The following is a 15,697-nucleotide window of genomic DNA, read 5'->3' as shown; positions in this document are numbered from 1 at the left end:
GATCGTCGCGATGCGCTTGAACCGTCGGACCGCAATTGCTGCTTTGGCGCTGGCGCCTGTCCTGGCTAAGGCCGGACCGGCCCTCGCCCTCACCGATCAGCAGGAGCTGGTCGATGAAGCGCGGATCACTTTCGACAAGCTGATCACCGCCCTCGAGTTCGGCGAGCTGCCGGGCTATGTGAAGAAGGCCAAGGCGATCATGATCTTCCCGGACATCTTCAAGGCCGGGCTGGTGATCGGCGGCCAGGGCGGCAGCGGCCTGCTGCTGGTCCGCGACGGCGCCAAGGGCTGGAGCCAGCCGGCCTTCTACAACCTGGCCGAGGGCAGCCTGGGCCTGCAGATCGGCGGCCAGTCCTCCGAGACCATATTCACCATCATGAGCCAGAAGGCGCTGGACGCCATCCTGGACAACCAGATGAAGTTCGGCGGCGACATGTCGGTGGCCGCGGGCCCGAACGGCAAGGGAATCGGGTCGGACACCACCACCAATTTCTCGTCCGACGTCTATTCCTTCTCGAAGACCGCGGGCGCCTTTGCCGGCATCTCGTTCAACGGCGCCGGCATCCTCAAGGACGACGAGGACAACCACGCCTATTACGGCCCGACCGCGACGCCCTACGGCATCGTCATCGAGCGCAAGTTCAACAACCCGAACACCCAGAGCCTGTTGAACAGCCTGGCACCTTACTAAGGGTCGCCGACCTGGCTGATTCCGCGTGACAGCCGCAAGGTCCGGCTGGAATATCCCCTTGCCCTGAGAGCAAGGGCAGGGTCGGGATCCGGCGGCGGTGGGTAAACCCAATTTTCTCTTCGTGATGTTCGACCAGATGGCGGCGCTTTCGCTGCCCGTCTACGGCCATCCGCTGGTGCGCATGCCGAACCTGGAGAAGCTCAGCCGGCGCGGCGCGCTGTTCGAGAACGCCTATTGCAACGCCCCGCTCTGCTCGCCGGCGCGCTTCGCGTTGATGACCGGACGCTATCCCTCGGCGATCGGCGCCTATGACAACGCCACCGAGCTGCCGTCCGACCAGCCGACCTGGGCGCATCGCCTGCGCGCGCTCGGCTATCGCACCTGCCTCTCCGGCAAGATGGATTTCACCGGGGCCGACCAGCTGCACGGCTACGAGGAGCGCCTGACCACCGATCTCTCGCCCTCGGATTTCGGCTGGGTGCCGGACTGGGACCGGCCCGACGCGGTCCTGTCCTGGTCGCACTCGATGGCGAGCGTGGCCGAGGCCGGGCCCTGCGACTACACCCTCAACATGGAATATGACGAGGACGCCTGCTACAAGGCGATCCAGTGGCTGCACCGCCGCGGCGGCGAGGCGGATGCACGACCCTTCGCGCTCACCGTCTCCTTCATGCACCCGCACGACCCCTACCAGGCGCCGCGGCAATTCTGGGACTGGTATGAAGGCGCCGAGATCGAGGCGCCGCAGGATGACGGCAATCCCGTCGACGCGCGCGACGTCTTCGGCCGACGCATGTACCGGCTCTATGACCGCGGCGAAATCCCGGTCGATGCGCAGCAGGTGTTGCGAGCGCGCCGCGCCTATTACGGCATGCTGAGCTATTGCGACTCCCTGCTCGGCCGCCTTCTCGATCGTCTCGAGCTGCTCGGCCTCAGCGAGGACACCGTGGTCGTCGTGACCAGCGATCACGGCGACATGCTCGGCGAGCGCGGTCTCTGGTACAAGATGGTGTGTTTCGAGCGCGCGATCCGCGTGCCCCTGGTCTTCGCCGGCCCCGGCATCCCGGCCGGCAAGCGGGTCAGCGACCCGGTCTCCCACCTCGACCTCCTGCCCAGCTTCACCGCGATCGCCCGCGCAGAGACCGCGGGCGACGGCCGCAGTCTCCTGCCGCTGCTGCAGGGAGAGCGCGATGCCGCGCGCGAAGTGGTCGGCCAGTATATGGGCGAGGGCTACGATCACCCGCTGATCATGCTCCGCCGCGAGAACTGGAAGTTCATCCACTCCGAGGCCGACGGCAGCTTCCTCTACGACCTCGCCGCGGATCCGCTGGAGCGCACCAACACCGCCGACAGCGAGCAAGGCCGTGCATTGCGCGACGAAGTGCGCCGGCGCTGGGATCTCGCCGGCTTGCGCGCGGCGGTGCTGGCCAGCCAGCGGCGCCGCCGCCTGATCCACGCGGCGCTGACCCAGGGCCGCGTGGCACCCTGGGATTTCGAGCGGCGCGAGAATGCCGCCGGATCATACTGGCGGAACTATGGTGACAACCGGCCGGATCCGGACCGCGCCCTGCGCCTGCCGCGGGCGCGCCCGTGAACGACGCCGGCCGGCAGATCCCAGAGGGAACGCCGGAACGAGTCCGGCAGCTGGCCGAATACTGGCTGAGCCTCGGCGGCGGAACGGCGCCGGAGCGCGAGCTGCTCGATCCGGCCGCGATCCTGCAACTGCTGCCTTACCTTCTCATCATCCAGTTCGAGGACGATCCGTTCCGGGTGCGCTATCGGCTGACCGGCACCAAGGTCGATGAGATGACCGGCCTCAACATCACCGGCCGTCATCTCGACGAGTTCGCCACCGGCGAGTTTCGCGCCGTGGTCGAAGGCATCCAGCGCTGCTATGCGCATTGCCGCGAGACCGGCCAGGCGGTGATCGAGGCCTATCACTGGCCCAACGACCGCGATCTGGTGCGGCTGGTCTGGATGGGCCTGTTTCCGCTCAAGGTCAACGGCGAAGTCCGCCAGTGCATCTCGATCGAAGACTACGGCCCGCTCGGCCCCCAGCCCGACCCGATCGACTGGGGCGTCGCGCTCAAGCTCTAACCGTCATCCCGCAACCGGTACCCCACGCCGGCCGCGTTCTCGATCAGCGATCCGGCGCCGTCGTCGGCGTCGATCTTGCGCCGGACCTGACCGATGAAGACGCGGAGATAGGCCGTGTCCTCGAGATGCGCCGGGCCCCAGACCGCCTGCAGCAGCTGGCGATGGGTCACCACCTTGCCGGCGTTCTGCGCGAGCAGCCGCAGCAGGTCGAATTCCTTGGGCGTCAGGTGGATCTCGGCCTCGCCGCGCGTGACCTTGCGCCGCGCGATGTCGATCTTGAGATCGCCGGCCTTCACCACCGGCGTCGCCCCCTGTTGCCGGAGGCGATGCCGCAGGGCGGCGCGAAGCCGCGCCAGCAGCTCGCCGATGCCGAACGGCTTGTTGACATAGTCGTCGGCGCCGAGGTCGAGCGCTTCGATCTTCTCCGCCTCGCGCGCCCGCGCCGAGAGCACGATGATCGGGATCTCCGACCATTCGCGCAGCGCCTTGATCACGTCCTTGCCGTCCATATCCGGCAGGCCGAGATCGAGCAGGATGATTTCCGGGGCATCCGCCGCGGCGCGCTTCAGCGCCTCCGCACCGGTCTCGGCCTCGATCACCGCGAAGCCGCTGGCGCCGAGGCTGGCGCGCAGGAACCTGAGGATCTGCGGCTCGTCGTCGACCACCAGGACGCGGGCGGTGTCGGTCATGATTCGACCCTGGCTTCCGCCTCGATTGCGCTCATGGAGGCCGGCTGGGCCGGCACCGCGAAGGAGACGGCGAAGCGCGCGCCGCGCCCGATCCCGGTCGGGCTGGTGACCGTGATCGCGCCGCCCATCGCCTCCACCAGCCCCTTGCAGATGGAAAGACCGAGTCCCGCGCCCGCACTGCCGGCGTCGGCCCGCTTCGGATCTGCCTGGCCGGCGCGGTAGAACTTGTCGAAGAGATGCGGCAGATCTTCGGCGGCGATGCCGCGCCCGTCATCCGTGACCGACATCTCGACCCGGCCGTCGCGGCGACCGGCCGCGATCTCGATCCGCGTCGCGCCCTCGGCATGCTTCAGCGCGTTGTCGATCAGGTTCATCAGCACGTTCTCCAGCAGGACGAAGTCGGCGCGGATCAGCGGCAGGTCGTTCGGCGCCTTGCGGCTGAGCAGGCCCGCATGCGGTCGGCGCGCCACCCGCCGGATCGCGGAATCGACCAGGTCGGCGACGTCGATCCAGTCTGCCTTGGTCTCCAGCGCGCCGGATTCCAGCCGCGTCATGTTGAGAAGATCGCCGACGAAGCGATCCAGCCGATCCGCCTCCTCTTCGATCGTGGCCAGCAAGTCCTTTCGCCCGCTCTCGCTCAACTGGTCGCCTTGCTGACGGAGCGTGGTCACCGAGCCCAGGATCGCCGTGAGCGGCGTCCTGAGATCGTGCGAGACCGAGGACAGCAGCGCGCCGCGCAGCCGGTCGGTGGCGTCGAGCGCCTCGACCTTCGCCGCTTCCTCCGCATAGTCGATGCGCTCGATCGCGACCGCGGCCTGATCGAGCACCGCGTCGAGAGTGCGCAGCATCTCGCCCGAGGCCGCGCGTTCCTCGCCCCTGCGTCGGATGCCGACCACGCCGACGATCGAATCCTTGGTGCGGATCGGGCGGAAATGCCATTCCGCGGTCGGCAGGGTGTCGGTGCCGAAGCCGGCCGGCTCGGCATGCTCGCGCGCCCAGCGCGCCGCCGCCCAGCCGCTGGGCTCCAGGCTGTCCTCCGGCGGCCAGGCATGGCTGATGACCAGCTCGTCGCCCTCGGCCAGCATCACCATGGCCTGGTGGTCGGCGACCCGGTTGGCGTGGATCGCGACCGCATGGACCAGGTCGTCGCGCCGGAAGGTGGCGCCGAGCCGGCTGGCGAAGTCATAGAGTGCCCGCATCGCCTTGATCCGGTCCTGGGCCGCCTGCGCCTGCTCGCGCACGGTGCCGGCCAATGTCCCGGTCGCGATCGCGATGATCAGGAACAGCATCAAGGTCACGAGATCGACCAGATGCGTGACATGGAAGGTCAGCAGCGGATCGAGGAAGAAGAAGTTATAGGCCAGGAAGGCCAGCACCGAGGTGATCGTCGCGACGGTGCGCCCGCACATGATCGCCGAGAAGACCACGACCGCCATCAGCAGCGTGGAGATGTTGCCCGGCCGGTCGAGGTCCGGAATGATCTTGCCGGCCGCCACCGCCGTCGCGATGCCGCCGAGGCTGAAGGCCCAGGGCTGCCAGCCGCGCGGCAGGCGCGGCCGCCAGCGCCGGCCGCTCTGCCGCACCGCATCCGCGGTCAGCACATGCACCGCGATCCCGTTGGCGCGGCGCACCAGCTCATGCGGCAGCGAGCGCCGCAGAATCTCCTTCAGCCAGCTCGAGCGCGAACGGCTGATCACGATCTGGGTGATGTTGTTGCGCTTGGCGAAGCGCAGGATCTCCGCTGGGAGATCGCGGCCCGAGACGCGCTCGACCCGGGCGCCGAGATCGGCCGCGGCCTTCAGCGCCGCCTCGGCCGGATCGCTCTCGTCGCTCTCCGGCAGTGCCGCGTTCGGCCGCTCGATGTGCAGCGCAACCCAGGGTGCCTGCAGCTGGTCGGCGAGGCGCCGTGCGGCACGGACCGCGAGCCCGCTGTTGGAATCGCGGCCGATGCAGACCAGGATCCGCTCGTTGACCTGCCACGGGCCTTCGATTCCATGCGCGCGCATATAGCCGACCACCTGGTCATCGACCCGGTCGGCGGTGCGGCGCAGGGCGAGCTCGCGCAGGGCCGCAAGGTTGCCGGGATTGAAGAATTTCTCCAGCGCGCGGCCGGCGAGCTCCGGCGCATAGACCTTGCCCTGGTGCAGGCGGTCGATCAGCTCGGTCGGCGTCAGGTCGACCAGCTCGACCTCGTCCGCCTGCTCGAGGATCTTGTCGGGCACGGTTTCGCGCACCCGCACGCCGGTGATCCGCGCCACCACGTCGTTCAGGCTCTCGAGATGCTGGACGTTCAAGGTGGAATAGACGTTGATGCCCGCGAACAGCAGCTCGGCCACGTCCTGCCAGCGCTTCGGATGCAGGCTGTCCGGGGCGTTGGTATGCGCCAGCTCGTCGACCAGCACCAGGTCCGGCTTGCGCGCCAGCACGGCGGCGAGATCGAATTCCTGCAGCATGTGCCCGCGATGCGCAATCGAGCGGCGCGGAGCAACCTCGAGGTTCTGCAGCAGCGCCGCCGTCTCGGCCCGGCCGTGAGTCTCGACTACGCCGACCACCACGTTGCGCCCGGCGGCCTTCGCCGCCCGTGCGCCTTCCAGCATCGCATAGGTCTTCCCCACGCCCGGCGCCATCCCGAGATAAATCTTGAGCCGGCCGCGGTTGCCGCGCCCTTCCTGTTCGCGAAGGACTTCAAGCAGCAGCGCCTCCGGTTCGGGACGCAATGGCTCCTGGTCGTCGGTCATCGCGGCATGTTACCCCCTCCCCCGTCTTCGGGGGAGGGTCGGGGTGGGGGTGCCCCAAGCCCGGCTCGAGCCTTGCTCATTGCGGAACGGCAGAGAACGCATCCAATGCGAGGTTGAGCGCCAGCACGTTCACCGTCGGCTCGCCGATCACGCCGAAGAGGCGGCCTTCGGTATGCTCCGCCACCAGCCGCCGGACTTTGTCCTCCGGCAGGTTGCGCGCCTTGGCCACGCGCGGCACCTGGAACAGGGCGCCGGCCGGGGTGATGTCCGGATCGAGGCCGCTGGCCGAGGCGGTCACCAGGTCCGCTGGCACCGGGGCCGACGCATTCTCTGCCTTGAGCCTCTCGAGATCGGTCTTCACGCGATCGACGAGCTTCTGCGAGGTCGGCCCCAGATTCGAGCCGGAAGAGGCGGCGGCGTTGTAAGCATCGGACGTGGCCGACGGGCGGCCATGGAAATACTTCTCCGACATGAAATTCTGGCCGACCAGCGCCGAGCCGACGACCGAGCCGTTCTTTTCGATCAGGCTGCCATTGGCCTGGCTGGGGAACGCGACCTGGGCGATCCCGGTCATCGCCAGCGGATAGGCGAAGCCGGTGATGACGGTCATGATCACCAACATCAGGACGGCGGGGCGGATCTGGTTCATTGTTCTCTCCTCAAGCAAGCCCGATGGCGGTGACGATCATGTCGATCAGCTTGATGCCGATGAACGGCACGATCAGGCCGCCGAGGCCGTAGATCAGCAGGTTGCGCCGCAGGGCGCTGGCCGCGCCGACGGCGCGATAGGCGACGCCGCGCAGCGACAGCGGGATCAGCGCAATGATGATCAGCGCATTGAAGATGATCGCCGACAGGATCGCGCTCTGCGGCGTCGCGAGATGCATGATGTTCAGCGCCTGGAGCTGCGGGTAGATCACGACGAACATCGCCGGGATGATGGCGAAATACTTGGCCACGTCGTTCGAGATCGAGAAAGTGGTCAGCGCACCCCGGGTCATCAGCAATTGCTTGCCGATCTCGACGATCTCGATCAGCTTGGTGGGATCGCTGTCGAGGTCGATCATGTTGCCGGCCTCGCGCGCCGCCATGGTGCCGGTGTTCATCGCCACGCCGACATCTGCTTGCGCGAGCGCCGGCGCGTCGTTGGTGCCATCGCCGCACATGGCGATCAGCTTGCCCTGCGCCTGCTCGTCGCGGATGAGCTTCAGCTTCGCCTCCGGCGTCGCCTGGGCCAGGAAGTCGTCCACGCCGGACTCGGCTGCAATGGCGGCGGCGGTCAGCGGGTTGTCGCCGGTGATCATCACCGTACGGATGCCCATCGCGCGCAAGGCGGCGAAGCGCTCGTGGATCCCGCCCTTCACGATGTCCTTCAGGTGGATGACGCCCAGGAGCTTGCCGTCCTTCGCCACGGCCAGCGGCGTGCCACCCGCCTTGCCGATGCGTTCGGCGGCGGCGCTGATCTCGCGGGCGACCGGGTCGCTGCTGGTGGCGCGAACATAGGCCAGTACCGCATCGACGGCGCCCTTGCGGATCGAGGCGCCGCCGCTGTCCACGCCGCTGATGCGGGTCTGGGCAGTGAACGGCACGAACACCGCATCGACCAAGCTCTGCGGGCGGATGCCATATTTTTCGCCGGCCAGCGCGACGATCGAGCGGCCCTCCGGGGTCTCGTCCGAAAGCGAGGCCAGCATCGCCGCTTCCGCCACGTCGCGGTCGCTGACGCCCTGAACCGGCACGAACTCGGTCGCCTGGCGGTTGCCGAGGGTGATGGTGCCGGTCTTGTCGAGGAGCAGCGTATCGACGTCGCCCGCCGCCTCGACCGCGCGGCCGGACATGGCGAGCACGTTGAACCGGACCAGGCGGTCCATGCCGGCGATGCCGATGGCGGAGAGCAGCGCGCCGATCGTGGTCGGAATGAGCGTGACGAACAGCGCCACCAGGACCAGGACCGGGATGTTGCCGCTGGCATAGGCGGCGAAGCTCGGGATCGTCACCACGGCAAAAACGAAGATCAGCGTCATGCCGGCCAGCAGGATGTTGAGCGCGATCTCGTTCGGCGTCTTCTGGCGCGAAGCACCCTCGACCAGGGAGATCATGCGGTCGAGGAAGGTCGAGCCCGGCGCCGCGGTGATCCTGACCTTGATCTGGTCCGAGATCACCTGGGTCCCGCCGGTGACCGCCGAACGATCGCCGCCGGATTCGCGGATCACCGGCGCGGACTCGCCGGTGATCGCCGCCTCGTTGACCGAGGCGACACCCTCGATCACCTCGCCGTCGGAGGGAATGAGGTCACCCGCCTCCACCAGCACCACGTCGCCGACCTTCAGCGCGGTCGCCGGCACTTGCGTCCAAGCGGCCCCGTTTGCGAGCCGTTTGGCCATGGTCTCGGTCTTGGTCTTGCGCAGGGTCGCCGCCTGGGCCTTACCGCGGCCTTCGGCGACCGCCTCGGCGAAGTTGGCGAACAGCACCGTGAACCAGAGCCAGAGGTTGATCTGGAACGAGAAGCCGAGATTGCCGGCGCCGGTGACGACATCGCGAATGAAGAGGATGGTGGTCAGCGCGGCCACCACCTCGACCACGAACATCACCGGGTTCCGCATCATGACCCGGGGGTCGAGCTTGCGGAACGAGGCGCCGATCGCGGGCAGCAGGATCTTCGGATCGGTCAGCGTGGCAACCGGCATCCGCTTGCGGATCTTGCTGCCCGACAGTGTAGGGATCACAGCCATGATTTCCTCGGGTCCTCAGAACAGGTTTCCGGCATTCATCGCCAGGTGCTCGACCACCGGGCCGAGGGCGAGCGCCGGGAAGTAGGTCAGGCCGCCGACGATCAGGATCACGCCGATCAAGAGGCCGACCCAGAGCACGCCGGTGGTCGGGAAGGTGCCGGCCGAAGGGGGCACGATCTTCTTCGCCGCCAGCGACCCCGCGATCGCCATCGCCGGCACGATCACCGCGAAGCGGCCGACCAGCATCGAAAGGCCGATGGTGACGTTGTAGAACGGCGTGTTGGCGTTGAGGCCGGCGAAGGCGCTGCCGTTGTTCCCCGCGCCCGAGGTGAAGGCGTAGAGGATCTCGCTGAAACCGTGCGGCCCGGCGTTGTTGAGGCTGGCGAGGCCTTGCGGGATGGCGGAAGCGAGGGCGGTGAAGCCGAGGATCGCGGCCGGCAGGACCAGGATCGCCAGCATCGCCATCTTGACCTCGCGCGCCTCGACCTTCTTGCCGAGATATTCCGGCGTGCGCCCGACCATCAGTCCGGCGACGAAGACCGCGACGACGGCGAAGAGCAGCATGCCGTAGAGGCCGGAGCCGACGCCGCCGAAGATGATCTCGCCCAGCTGGATGTTCAGCATCGGGATGAGGCCGCCCAGGGGCGTGTAGCTGTCGTGCATGGAATTGACCGACCCGTTGGAGGCATCGGTGGTCGCGGTCGCCCAGATCGTCGAATTGACGATGCCGTAGCGGACTTCCTTGCCCTCCATGTTGCCGCCGGATTGCAATGCGCCCGGCATCTGGTCGATGCCCAGGGCCGCCAGGGTCGGGTTGCCCTGCGATTCCGCCCAGTAGGTGACGGTCAGGCCACCGAGAAACAGCACCGCCATCACGGCGAAGATGGCCCAGCCCTGGCGGGTGTTCTTCACCATATGGCCGAAGGTGTAGGTCAGCGCCGCGCTGATCACCAGGATCGACCACATCTCGATGAGGTTCGAGAGCGCGCCCGGATTCTCCAGGGGATGCGCCGAGTTCGCGTTGAAGAAGCCGCCGCCGTTGGTGCCGAGCTGCTTGATCGCGATCTGCGACGCCGCCGGCCCGACCGCGATCATCTGCTTGCCGCCCTCGAGCGTGGTCGCATCGACATAGGCGCCGAAGGTCTGCGGCACGCCGAGCGCCACCAGCGCCAGGCAGACCACGATCGACATCGGCAGCAGCACATACAGCGTGCCGCGGGTGAGATCGACCCAGAAGTTGCCGACCGTGCTGGCCGAGCGCCGCGCGAAGCCGCGAATGAGCGCGATGGCGAGCGCTATGCCGACCGCCGCGGAGACGAAGTTCTGCACGGTGAGGCCGGCCATCTGCGTCAGGTAGCTCATGGTGGTCTCGCCGCCATAGCCCTGCCAGTTGGTGTTGGTCGCGAAGCTGATCGCGGTGTTGAAGGCGCTGTCCGGAGCGACGGCCGCCATGCCGGCGGGGTTGAACAGGGGGATCGTCGCCTGCAGCCGCTGCAGCCCGTAGACGAACAGGAAGCTGGCCAGGCTGAAGATCAGCATGCCGGTGGTATAGCGGGTCCAGTGCTGCTCGCGCGCTTCATCGACGCCGCAGACGGCATAGATCCCGCGCTCCAGCGGCCGCAGCACCGGCGTCATGAAGGTGCGTTCGCCGTTGAAGACCCGCGCCATGTAGAGGCCGAGCGGCTTCACGCAGACCAGGATCAGCGCGCAGTAGATCGCGATCTGGATCCATCCGTTCAAATTCATGGTCAAAGGCTCCTTGCGATCGCGCGACCTAGAACCGTTCGGGGCGGATCAGGGCGTAGACGAGATAGGCCAGCAGGCCGAGCGAGACGACGGCACCCAGCGCGAGGTCGAGGGTCATGGCCGCCTCACATCCGGTCGCAGACGTGGGTGTAGAGAATGAGGATCGCGAACGAGGCGCAGCCGATCGCGATCATGGCCAGATCGAACATCCGTCGGGTCTCCTTGCAGCGGCCGCGCTGGAGCCGGGCCGCTTGGCATTTGCTCTGTCGTGGAAATTGGAATGGGCTCAGCGCGTCGGGACGATCTCGCCCTGCGCCAGGAACAAGGCGACCTGGCCGAACAGCAGCAGCGCACCGAAGCCATCCAGGATTACATCCAGCATGATCCTTCCCCCCGGCGGTGAGGCCCGCGCGTTCCGGCGCGGGTGAGACCAGGAGATGCGGCTGAATGTGGCGCCGACGCCCGTTGGGCTTCCATGCGGAACTGCGGGGGAGGGAATAAGGATTCCGTAAGGAGACCAACCCGGCCCGGAGTTGTAGCCGTGCTTTTGAAGTTCAATTTATGGAATTGGAATGGATCGGCCGCCGGCCGGCGCGACCTGCGCCGCCGAGGCCGATCCGCGCAGCCTCCTCACACTCCTATGTTCAAGATGGCCGACGTTGCTGCGGATTTTAACCAATCCTTCAGGGCTTTGACTGAAGGTTCACGCTTTGAGGCAGAGAACTGTTGCAAGCGTCGCGCTTGCGCTTCGCCGACAGAACGGCGCTGGGATGATACTGGAACTGGGCGCATTGATGGGAGGCATCCTGGCCGGTGGGCTGGGCGTCTTGGGCGTGCAGCGCCTGCGGCGCGACCGCGCCTCGCCGGTTGCGCAGAGCGCCATCGTCAGCCTGGTGCTGGACAGCGTCGATGCCGCGATCACCGTCTATAACCGCGACGGCCGGTTGATCCGCGCCAATCGCTGCGCGCAGCGGCTCTCCGGCTTCACCGAAGCCGAGCTCTGCAATCCCGACACCTGGAAGCAGATCATTCCGCCGGAGGACTATGCCGGCGTCGTGAACTTCCTCTCCAAGCCGAAGCTCTCGGACTTCCCCAAGCCGCACATCAACCAGTGGGTCAACAAGTCCGGCGAGCGGCGGCTGATGAAATGGTCGAATGTCGCGCTGGATGACGGCCATGGCGGCGTCATGCTGGTGGTCTGCATCGGCTTCGACATCACCGACCAGCGCCGCTTCGAGCAGGAGCTGATCGAGGCGCGCAATCGGGCCCAAGAGGCCAATGTCGCGAAGTCGATGTTCCTCGCCAACATGAGCCACGAGCTCCGCACGCCGTTGAACGCGATCATCGGCTTCTCCCAGGTGATCCGCGACCGGATGTTCGCCGCCTCGCCGGAGAAGACCTCGGAATATGCCGGCGACATTCACGACAGCGCGATCCTGCTGCTGGACCTGATCAGCGACATCCTCGACATGTCAAAACTGGAGGCCAACAAGGCGGTGCTCCAGCCGACCGATATCGATGTCGTCAGCCTGATCTCCGGATCCATCAAATTTGTGCGCCAGCGCGCCCAGGAAGTGGGCATCAAGATCATCCAGAGCATCGACGCCGAGCTGCCCCTGCTCCACGCCGACGAGCGCATGGTGAAGCAGGTGCTGCTGAACCTGCTCTCCAACGCCATCAAGTTCACGCCCAGCACCGGCACGGTGCTGGTCAATGCCGGCGCCACGCCGGACGGCGGCATGCAGATCAGCGTTTCCGACACCGGCATCGGCATTCCGGAATCGGAGCTCCTGAACCTGTTCCGCCCGTTCCATCAGGCGCAGTCGCCGCGCGTGCAGAAGCCGCAAGGCACCGGCCTCGGCCTCGCCATCTCCAAGCGGCTGATCGAGCTGCATGACGGCCAGGTCGCGATCGCCAGCGTCGAAGGCCGCGGCACCACCGTCACCTTCACCATGCCGACGGCGCGCTGCATCGCGCATCCGCACCATTCGATTGTGAAGGAATTGCCGCTCCGCGCGACGGGGACCGGGCGCTAGACGGATTTCGTCTCGCCGCTCCTCAGGTCGTCAAGACCGTACACCCCAGTGTGAGTATAGTCAAGAGGGCGCTAATGCCTTGCCGCATCACGCTTTTCGAGAGGTGGCGAGCGCAAGATTATACTCGATCGCGGTCTTTAGATCGACCGCCGGATCGGTGGCCTTTTCGGGCGCAATCGACTTCCCGCTCTCCAGCGCCTTCTTCCCGAAGGCGTAGGCCAGGGCGTCGTTCATCGCATCGACCGCGATCAGCGCGCCTTGCCGGTAGTACCAGACCGACTGGCTGCCCGGCCGCTTGCCCGGCCGGGTCACGACCTGGTCATAGCCGCGGTTCAATCCGGCGATCTGTAGCTTCACGTCATACTGGTCCGACCAGAACCAGGGCACCGGATTGTAGTGCTCCGTGCCGCCCAGCATCGCCGCCGCCGCATGCTCAGCCTGCTCGATCGCGTTCTGCACGGATTCCAGCCGCGTCCGCTGGCCCTGCCACGGGAAGTTCGCGCAATCGCCGGCGGAGAAAATATCCGGATCGGAGCTGCGGCCCTGCGCATCGACGGTGATGCCGTTCTCGACCAGCAGCCCCGCATCGCGGGCGAGCTGGTCGTTCGGCAGCACGCCGATCCCCACGATCACGAGATCCGCCGACAGCGACGTGCCGTCGCGCAGCGTGACCGCGGCGACGCGCCCATCCCTGTCCACCAGCCGGTCGAGTCCGGTGGCCTCGCGGATGGTGACGCCGTGCCGCTGGTGCAGGTCGCGAAAAAAGGCCGAGGTCTCCGCCGCGGCGACGCGCTGCAGGATCCGCTCCGCCGCCTCGATCACCGTCACCTGCATCCCCTTCGATGCCGTGACCGCCGCCGCCTCCAGGCCGATATACCCGCCGCCGACCACCACGAGCCGCATTCCGGGTTTCAGCAGCGGCATGATCGCGTCCGCGTCGGCGAGGCCGCGGATGGTCACCACGCCCGGCAATGCACCGCCGATCTCGGCGGGAAGGTTGCGCGGCCGCGCGCCGGTGGTCAGCGCCAGCTTGCCATAGCGCAGCCGCGCTCCGTCCGAGAGGGTCAGTTCATGTGCAGCAGGCGCGATCGAGGTTACGCGCTGATCCAGGCGCAGCTCGACATTCTGCTCGGCATACCAGTCGCGCGGCCGAATCAGCAGCCGCTCGACGTCAAGCTCGCCGGAGACATATTTCTTGGAAAGCGGCGGCCGCTGATAGGGCGGCACCGTCTCGTCGCCGATCAGGATCAGCCGATCGGCATAGCCCAGCGCCCGCAGCTTCGCCGCCAGCGCGACGCCGGCCTGCCCGGCGCCGACGATGACGATCGGATCGGGCATCAGATGTAAGGGACGCGCAGCACCAGGCCGTCGAGCTCCGGCGCGGATTTGATCTGGCAGGAGAGCCGGCTGGTCGGCTTCCGCTCGGCGACGGTGATCTCCAGCATCTCGCTTTCCATGTCGTCGGGCGCGCCGGTCTTCCCGTACCACTCCGGCTCGACATATACGTGGCAGGTGGCGCAGGACAGGCAGCCGCCGCATTCGCCGATCACGTTCGGCACGTTCTTGGCGACGGCGGCCTCCATCAGGTTGTGACCGACCGGCACTTCGGCGGTGATCTCTTTCCCGTCCTTGAGGATCCAGGTGACCTTCGGCATCAGGCAGGCTCTCTCGTCAAACGTAGTGGATGTAGTAGTCGCGCAAGGCATCGCCTTCCAGGGCAGCCGTGCGTTCCAGTTCGAGCTCCTTGATACCGATATGATTGGCGACCAGCAACTCCCCAACCGCCGAAACCAGCGCGGTGTCGGCCGCGAGCTCCTTCAGCGCGTCGGCGAGGTTGTCCGGCGTGCCGTCCTTGGCGTCGTGGTCCATGATGCAGTCGGCGGTCTCCGCCGGCGGCAGGTGGTACTTGTTGGCGACACCGAGCCGGGCCGCCTGCAGCACGGTCGCGACCAGGGTATAGGGATTGGCCGCGGCATCCGCCATGCGGTGCTCGAGCCGCGCCTTGACGCCGGTCTCGGCGGAAAGCCGCGTCGTGACGCCGCGGTGATCGACGCCCCAGTTGCGCCAATAGCCGGAAAGGCTGGCCGGCTTCAGCCGCTCGTAGGAATTGACGGTCGGCGCGATGAGGCCGGCCATGCCGCGGTGATGGTGCATCAGCCCGGCGATGCAGCCCTTGGCGAGATCGGTCATCTCGCCCTGTTTCGAATTGCCGAAGACGTTCTTGCCGTTGGCATCGGAGAAGCTGAAATTCACATGCAGCCCGCTACCGCCCTTGTTCAGGATCGGCTTCGGCATGAAGGTCAAGACGATGCCGTGGTCGAGCGCGATCTCCCGCGCCAGCACCCGGAACAGGAAGATGTCGTCGACCGCCTTCACCGCATCGTCATAGGTGAGCGTGAACTCGAACTGCGGTGAATCATATTCCGAGGTGATGCAATCGATGCGGAAGCCGAGCTCGCTCGCCTTGCTCCAGATTGCGTCGGTGAAGCGCAGCGGATCGGCGAAGCGCCCGGTGCTGTAGACATAGGCACCGGGCGTGTCATAGGGCACCAGCTTGCCGTCGGCGTTGCGCTGGAAGGCGAAGGCTTCGAGCTCCAGCCCGACCTTGGGCGAAAGCCCCATCGCCTGCCAGTCCTTCACCGCCTGCTTCAGCCGGCCGCGGCCGCAGATGCCGAGCGGCGCGCCCTTGTTGTCGTAAAGATCGCCGACCACGACCTTGGTGTTCGGCTCCCAGCCGTCGCGGATGTCGGCGCCGATATAATGCGCCTCCATGTCCGGCAGGCCTTCCAGCATGGTGCCGCCGGGTGCGGGCGCCATCTCCTTGCAGTAGGTCAGCGCGAAGGTGCCCTGGCAGAACCGCGTCTCGCCGTCGCCGATCTTGCTCGCCGGCATATACTTGCCGCGCGCGATGCTGAGGTGATCGCAGAACAGCAGACGGAGTCGGTCCGTCGTCCCCATCAGAAGTCTC

The 15,697-nt window shown here is 66.9% G+C and carries 13 protein-coding genes; 4 read left to right on the top strand and 9 right to left on the bottom strand.

What is annotated here, in order from left to right; all coding sequences use genetic code 11:
* Positions 1-10: 10 nt before the first annotated feature.
* The 3 genes from ACH2CY_RS06165 (at position 11) to ACH2CY_RS06155 (ending at position 2,788) form a co-directional block, all read left to right on the top strand.
* Complete coding sequence (locus tag ACH2CY_RS06165) at positions 11-691, top strand: lipid-binding SYLF domain-containing protein (RefSeq protein WP_395017114.1); 681 nt, start codon at positions 11-13, stop codon at positions 689-691.
* Between the two features lie 97 nt (positions 692-788).
* Positions 789-2,285 (top strand): choline-sulfatase, encoded by a 1,497-nt coding sequence (gene betC, locus ACH2CY_RS06160; protein WP_395017112.1) that lies wholly within the window; start codon positions 789-791, stop codon positions 2,283-2,285.
* The gene (locus tag ACH2CY_RS06155; RefSeq protein WP_395017110.1) at positions 2,282-2,788 is read left to right on the top strand and encodes a PAS domain-containing protein; all 507 of its coding nucleotides are present in this window, start codon (positions 2,282-2,284) and stop codon (positions 2,786-2,788) included. The genes betC and ACH2CY_RS06155 overlap by 4 nt, the downstream gene beginning before the upstream one ends.
* On the opposite strand, the gene ACH2CY_RS06150 is transcribed toward ACH2CY_RS06155, so the two are convergent.
* The 6 genes from ACH2CY_RS06150 to ACH2CY_RS06125 form a co-directional block, all read right to left on the bottom strand.
* Positions 2,785-3,477 carry a response regulator gene (locus ACH2CY_RS06150; protein WP_395017107.1) on the bottom strand — a complete coding sequence of 231 codons (693 nt, stop codon included), beginning with the start codon at positions 3,475-3,477 and terminating at the stop codon, positions 2,785-2,787. The two genes, ACH2CY_RS06155 and ACH2CY_RS06150, sit on opposite strands and share 4 nt — an antisense overlap.
* The gene (locus ACH2CY_RS06145) at positions 3,474-6,215 is read right to left on the bottom strand and encodes an ATP-binding protein (RefSeq protein WP_395017105.1); all 2,742 of its coding nucleotides are present in this window, start codon (positions 6,213-6,215) and stop codon (positions 3,474-3,476) included. The genes ACH2CY_RS06150 and ACH2CY_RS06145 overlap by 4 nt, the downstream gene beginning before the upstream one ends.
* A gap of 76 nt (positions 6,216-6,291) precedes the next feature.
* Complete coding sequence (gene kdpC, locus ACH2CY_RS06140) at positions 6,292-6,864, bottom strand: potassium-transporting ATPase subunit KdpC (protein ID WP_395017104.1); 573 nt, start codon at positions 6,862-6,864, stop codon at positions 6,292-6,294.
* 10 nt (positions 6,865-6,874) lie between these two features.
* Positions 6,875-8,902 (bottom strand): potassium-transporting ATPase subunit KdpB, encoded by a 2,028-nt coding sequence (gene kdpB / locus ACH2CY_RS06135; RefSeq protein WP_395017153.1) that lies wholly within the window; start codon positions 8,900-8,902, stop codon positions 6,875-6,877.
* A 60-nt stretch (positions 8,903-8,962) separates the two neighbouring features.
* Positions 8,963-10,693 (bottom strand): potassium-transporting ATPase subunit KdpA, encoded by a 1,731-nt coding sequence (gene kdpA, locus ACH2CY_RS06130; RefSeq protein WP_395017101.1) that lies wholly within the window; start codon positions 10,691-10,693, stop codon positions 8,963-8,965.
* Positions 10,694-10,721: 28 nt separating this feature from the next.
* A complete protein-coding gene (locus ACH2CY_RS06125) occupies positions 10,722-10,811 on the bottom strand; it encodes a K(+)-transporting ATPase subunit F (RefSeq protein ID WP_395017100.1) in 90 nt (29 codons plus the stop codon).
* A gap of 676 nt (positions 10,812-11,487) precedes the next feature.
* On the opposite strand from ACH2CY_RS06125, the gene ACH2CY_RS06120 reads away from it, so the two are divergent.
* Entirely contained in the window at positions 11,488-12,729 is a 1,242-nt protein-coding gene (locus ACH2CY_RS06120; RefSeq protein WP_395017098.1) for an ATP-binding protein, read from the top strand.
* A gap of 87 nt (positions 12,730-12,816) precedes the next feature.
* Here ACH2CY_RS06120 and ACH2CY_RS06115 read toward each other — a convergent pair whose 3' ends face one another.
* From ACH2CY_RS06115 to ACH2CY_RS06105, 3 genes are read right to left on the bottom strand one after another with little or no spacing between them, the layout of a single operon-like run.
* On the bottom strand, positions 12,817-14,067 hold the full coding sequence (locus ACH2CY_RS06115) for an NAD(P)/FAD-dependent oxidoreductase (RefSeq protein ID WP_395017096.1): 1,251 nt from the start codon (positions 14,065-14,067) through the stop codon (positions 12,817-12,819).
* Positions 14,067-14,384 carry a 2Fe-2S iron-sulfur cluster-binding protein gene (locus ACH2CY_RS06110; protein WP_395017093.1) on the bottom strand — a complete coding sequence of 106 codons (318 nt, stop codon included), beginning with the start codon at positions 14,382-14,384 and terminating at the stop codon, positions 14,067-14,069. The genes ACH2CY_RS06115 and ACH2CY_RS06110 overlap by 1 nt, the downstream gene beginning before the upstream one ends.
* Positions 14,385-14,400: 16 nt before the next feature.
* Positions 14,401-15,687, bottom strand: coding sequence for a hypothetical protein (locus tag ACH2CY_RS06105; RefSeq protein ID WP_395017092.1), 1,287 nt, complete (start codon positions 15,685-15,687; stop codon positions 14,401-14,403).
* Between the last annotated feature and the right edge of the window lie 10 nt (positions 15,688-15,697).

This window comes from Dongia sp. (genome assembly GCF_041905885.1).
Classification (GTDB): Bacteria; Pseudomonadota; Alphaproteobacteria; order Dongiales; family Dongiaceae; genus Dongia.
This window is presented reverse-complemented; position numbering and strand designations above follow the sequence as displayed.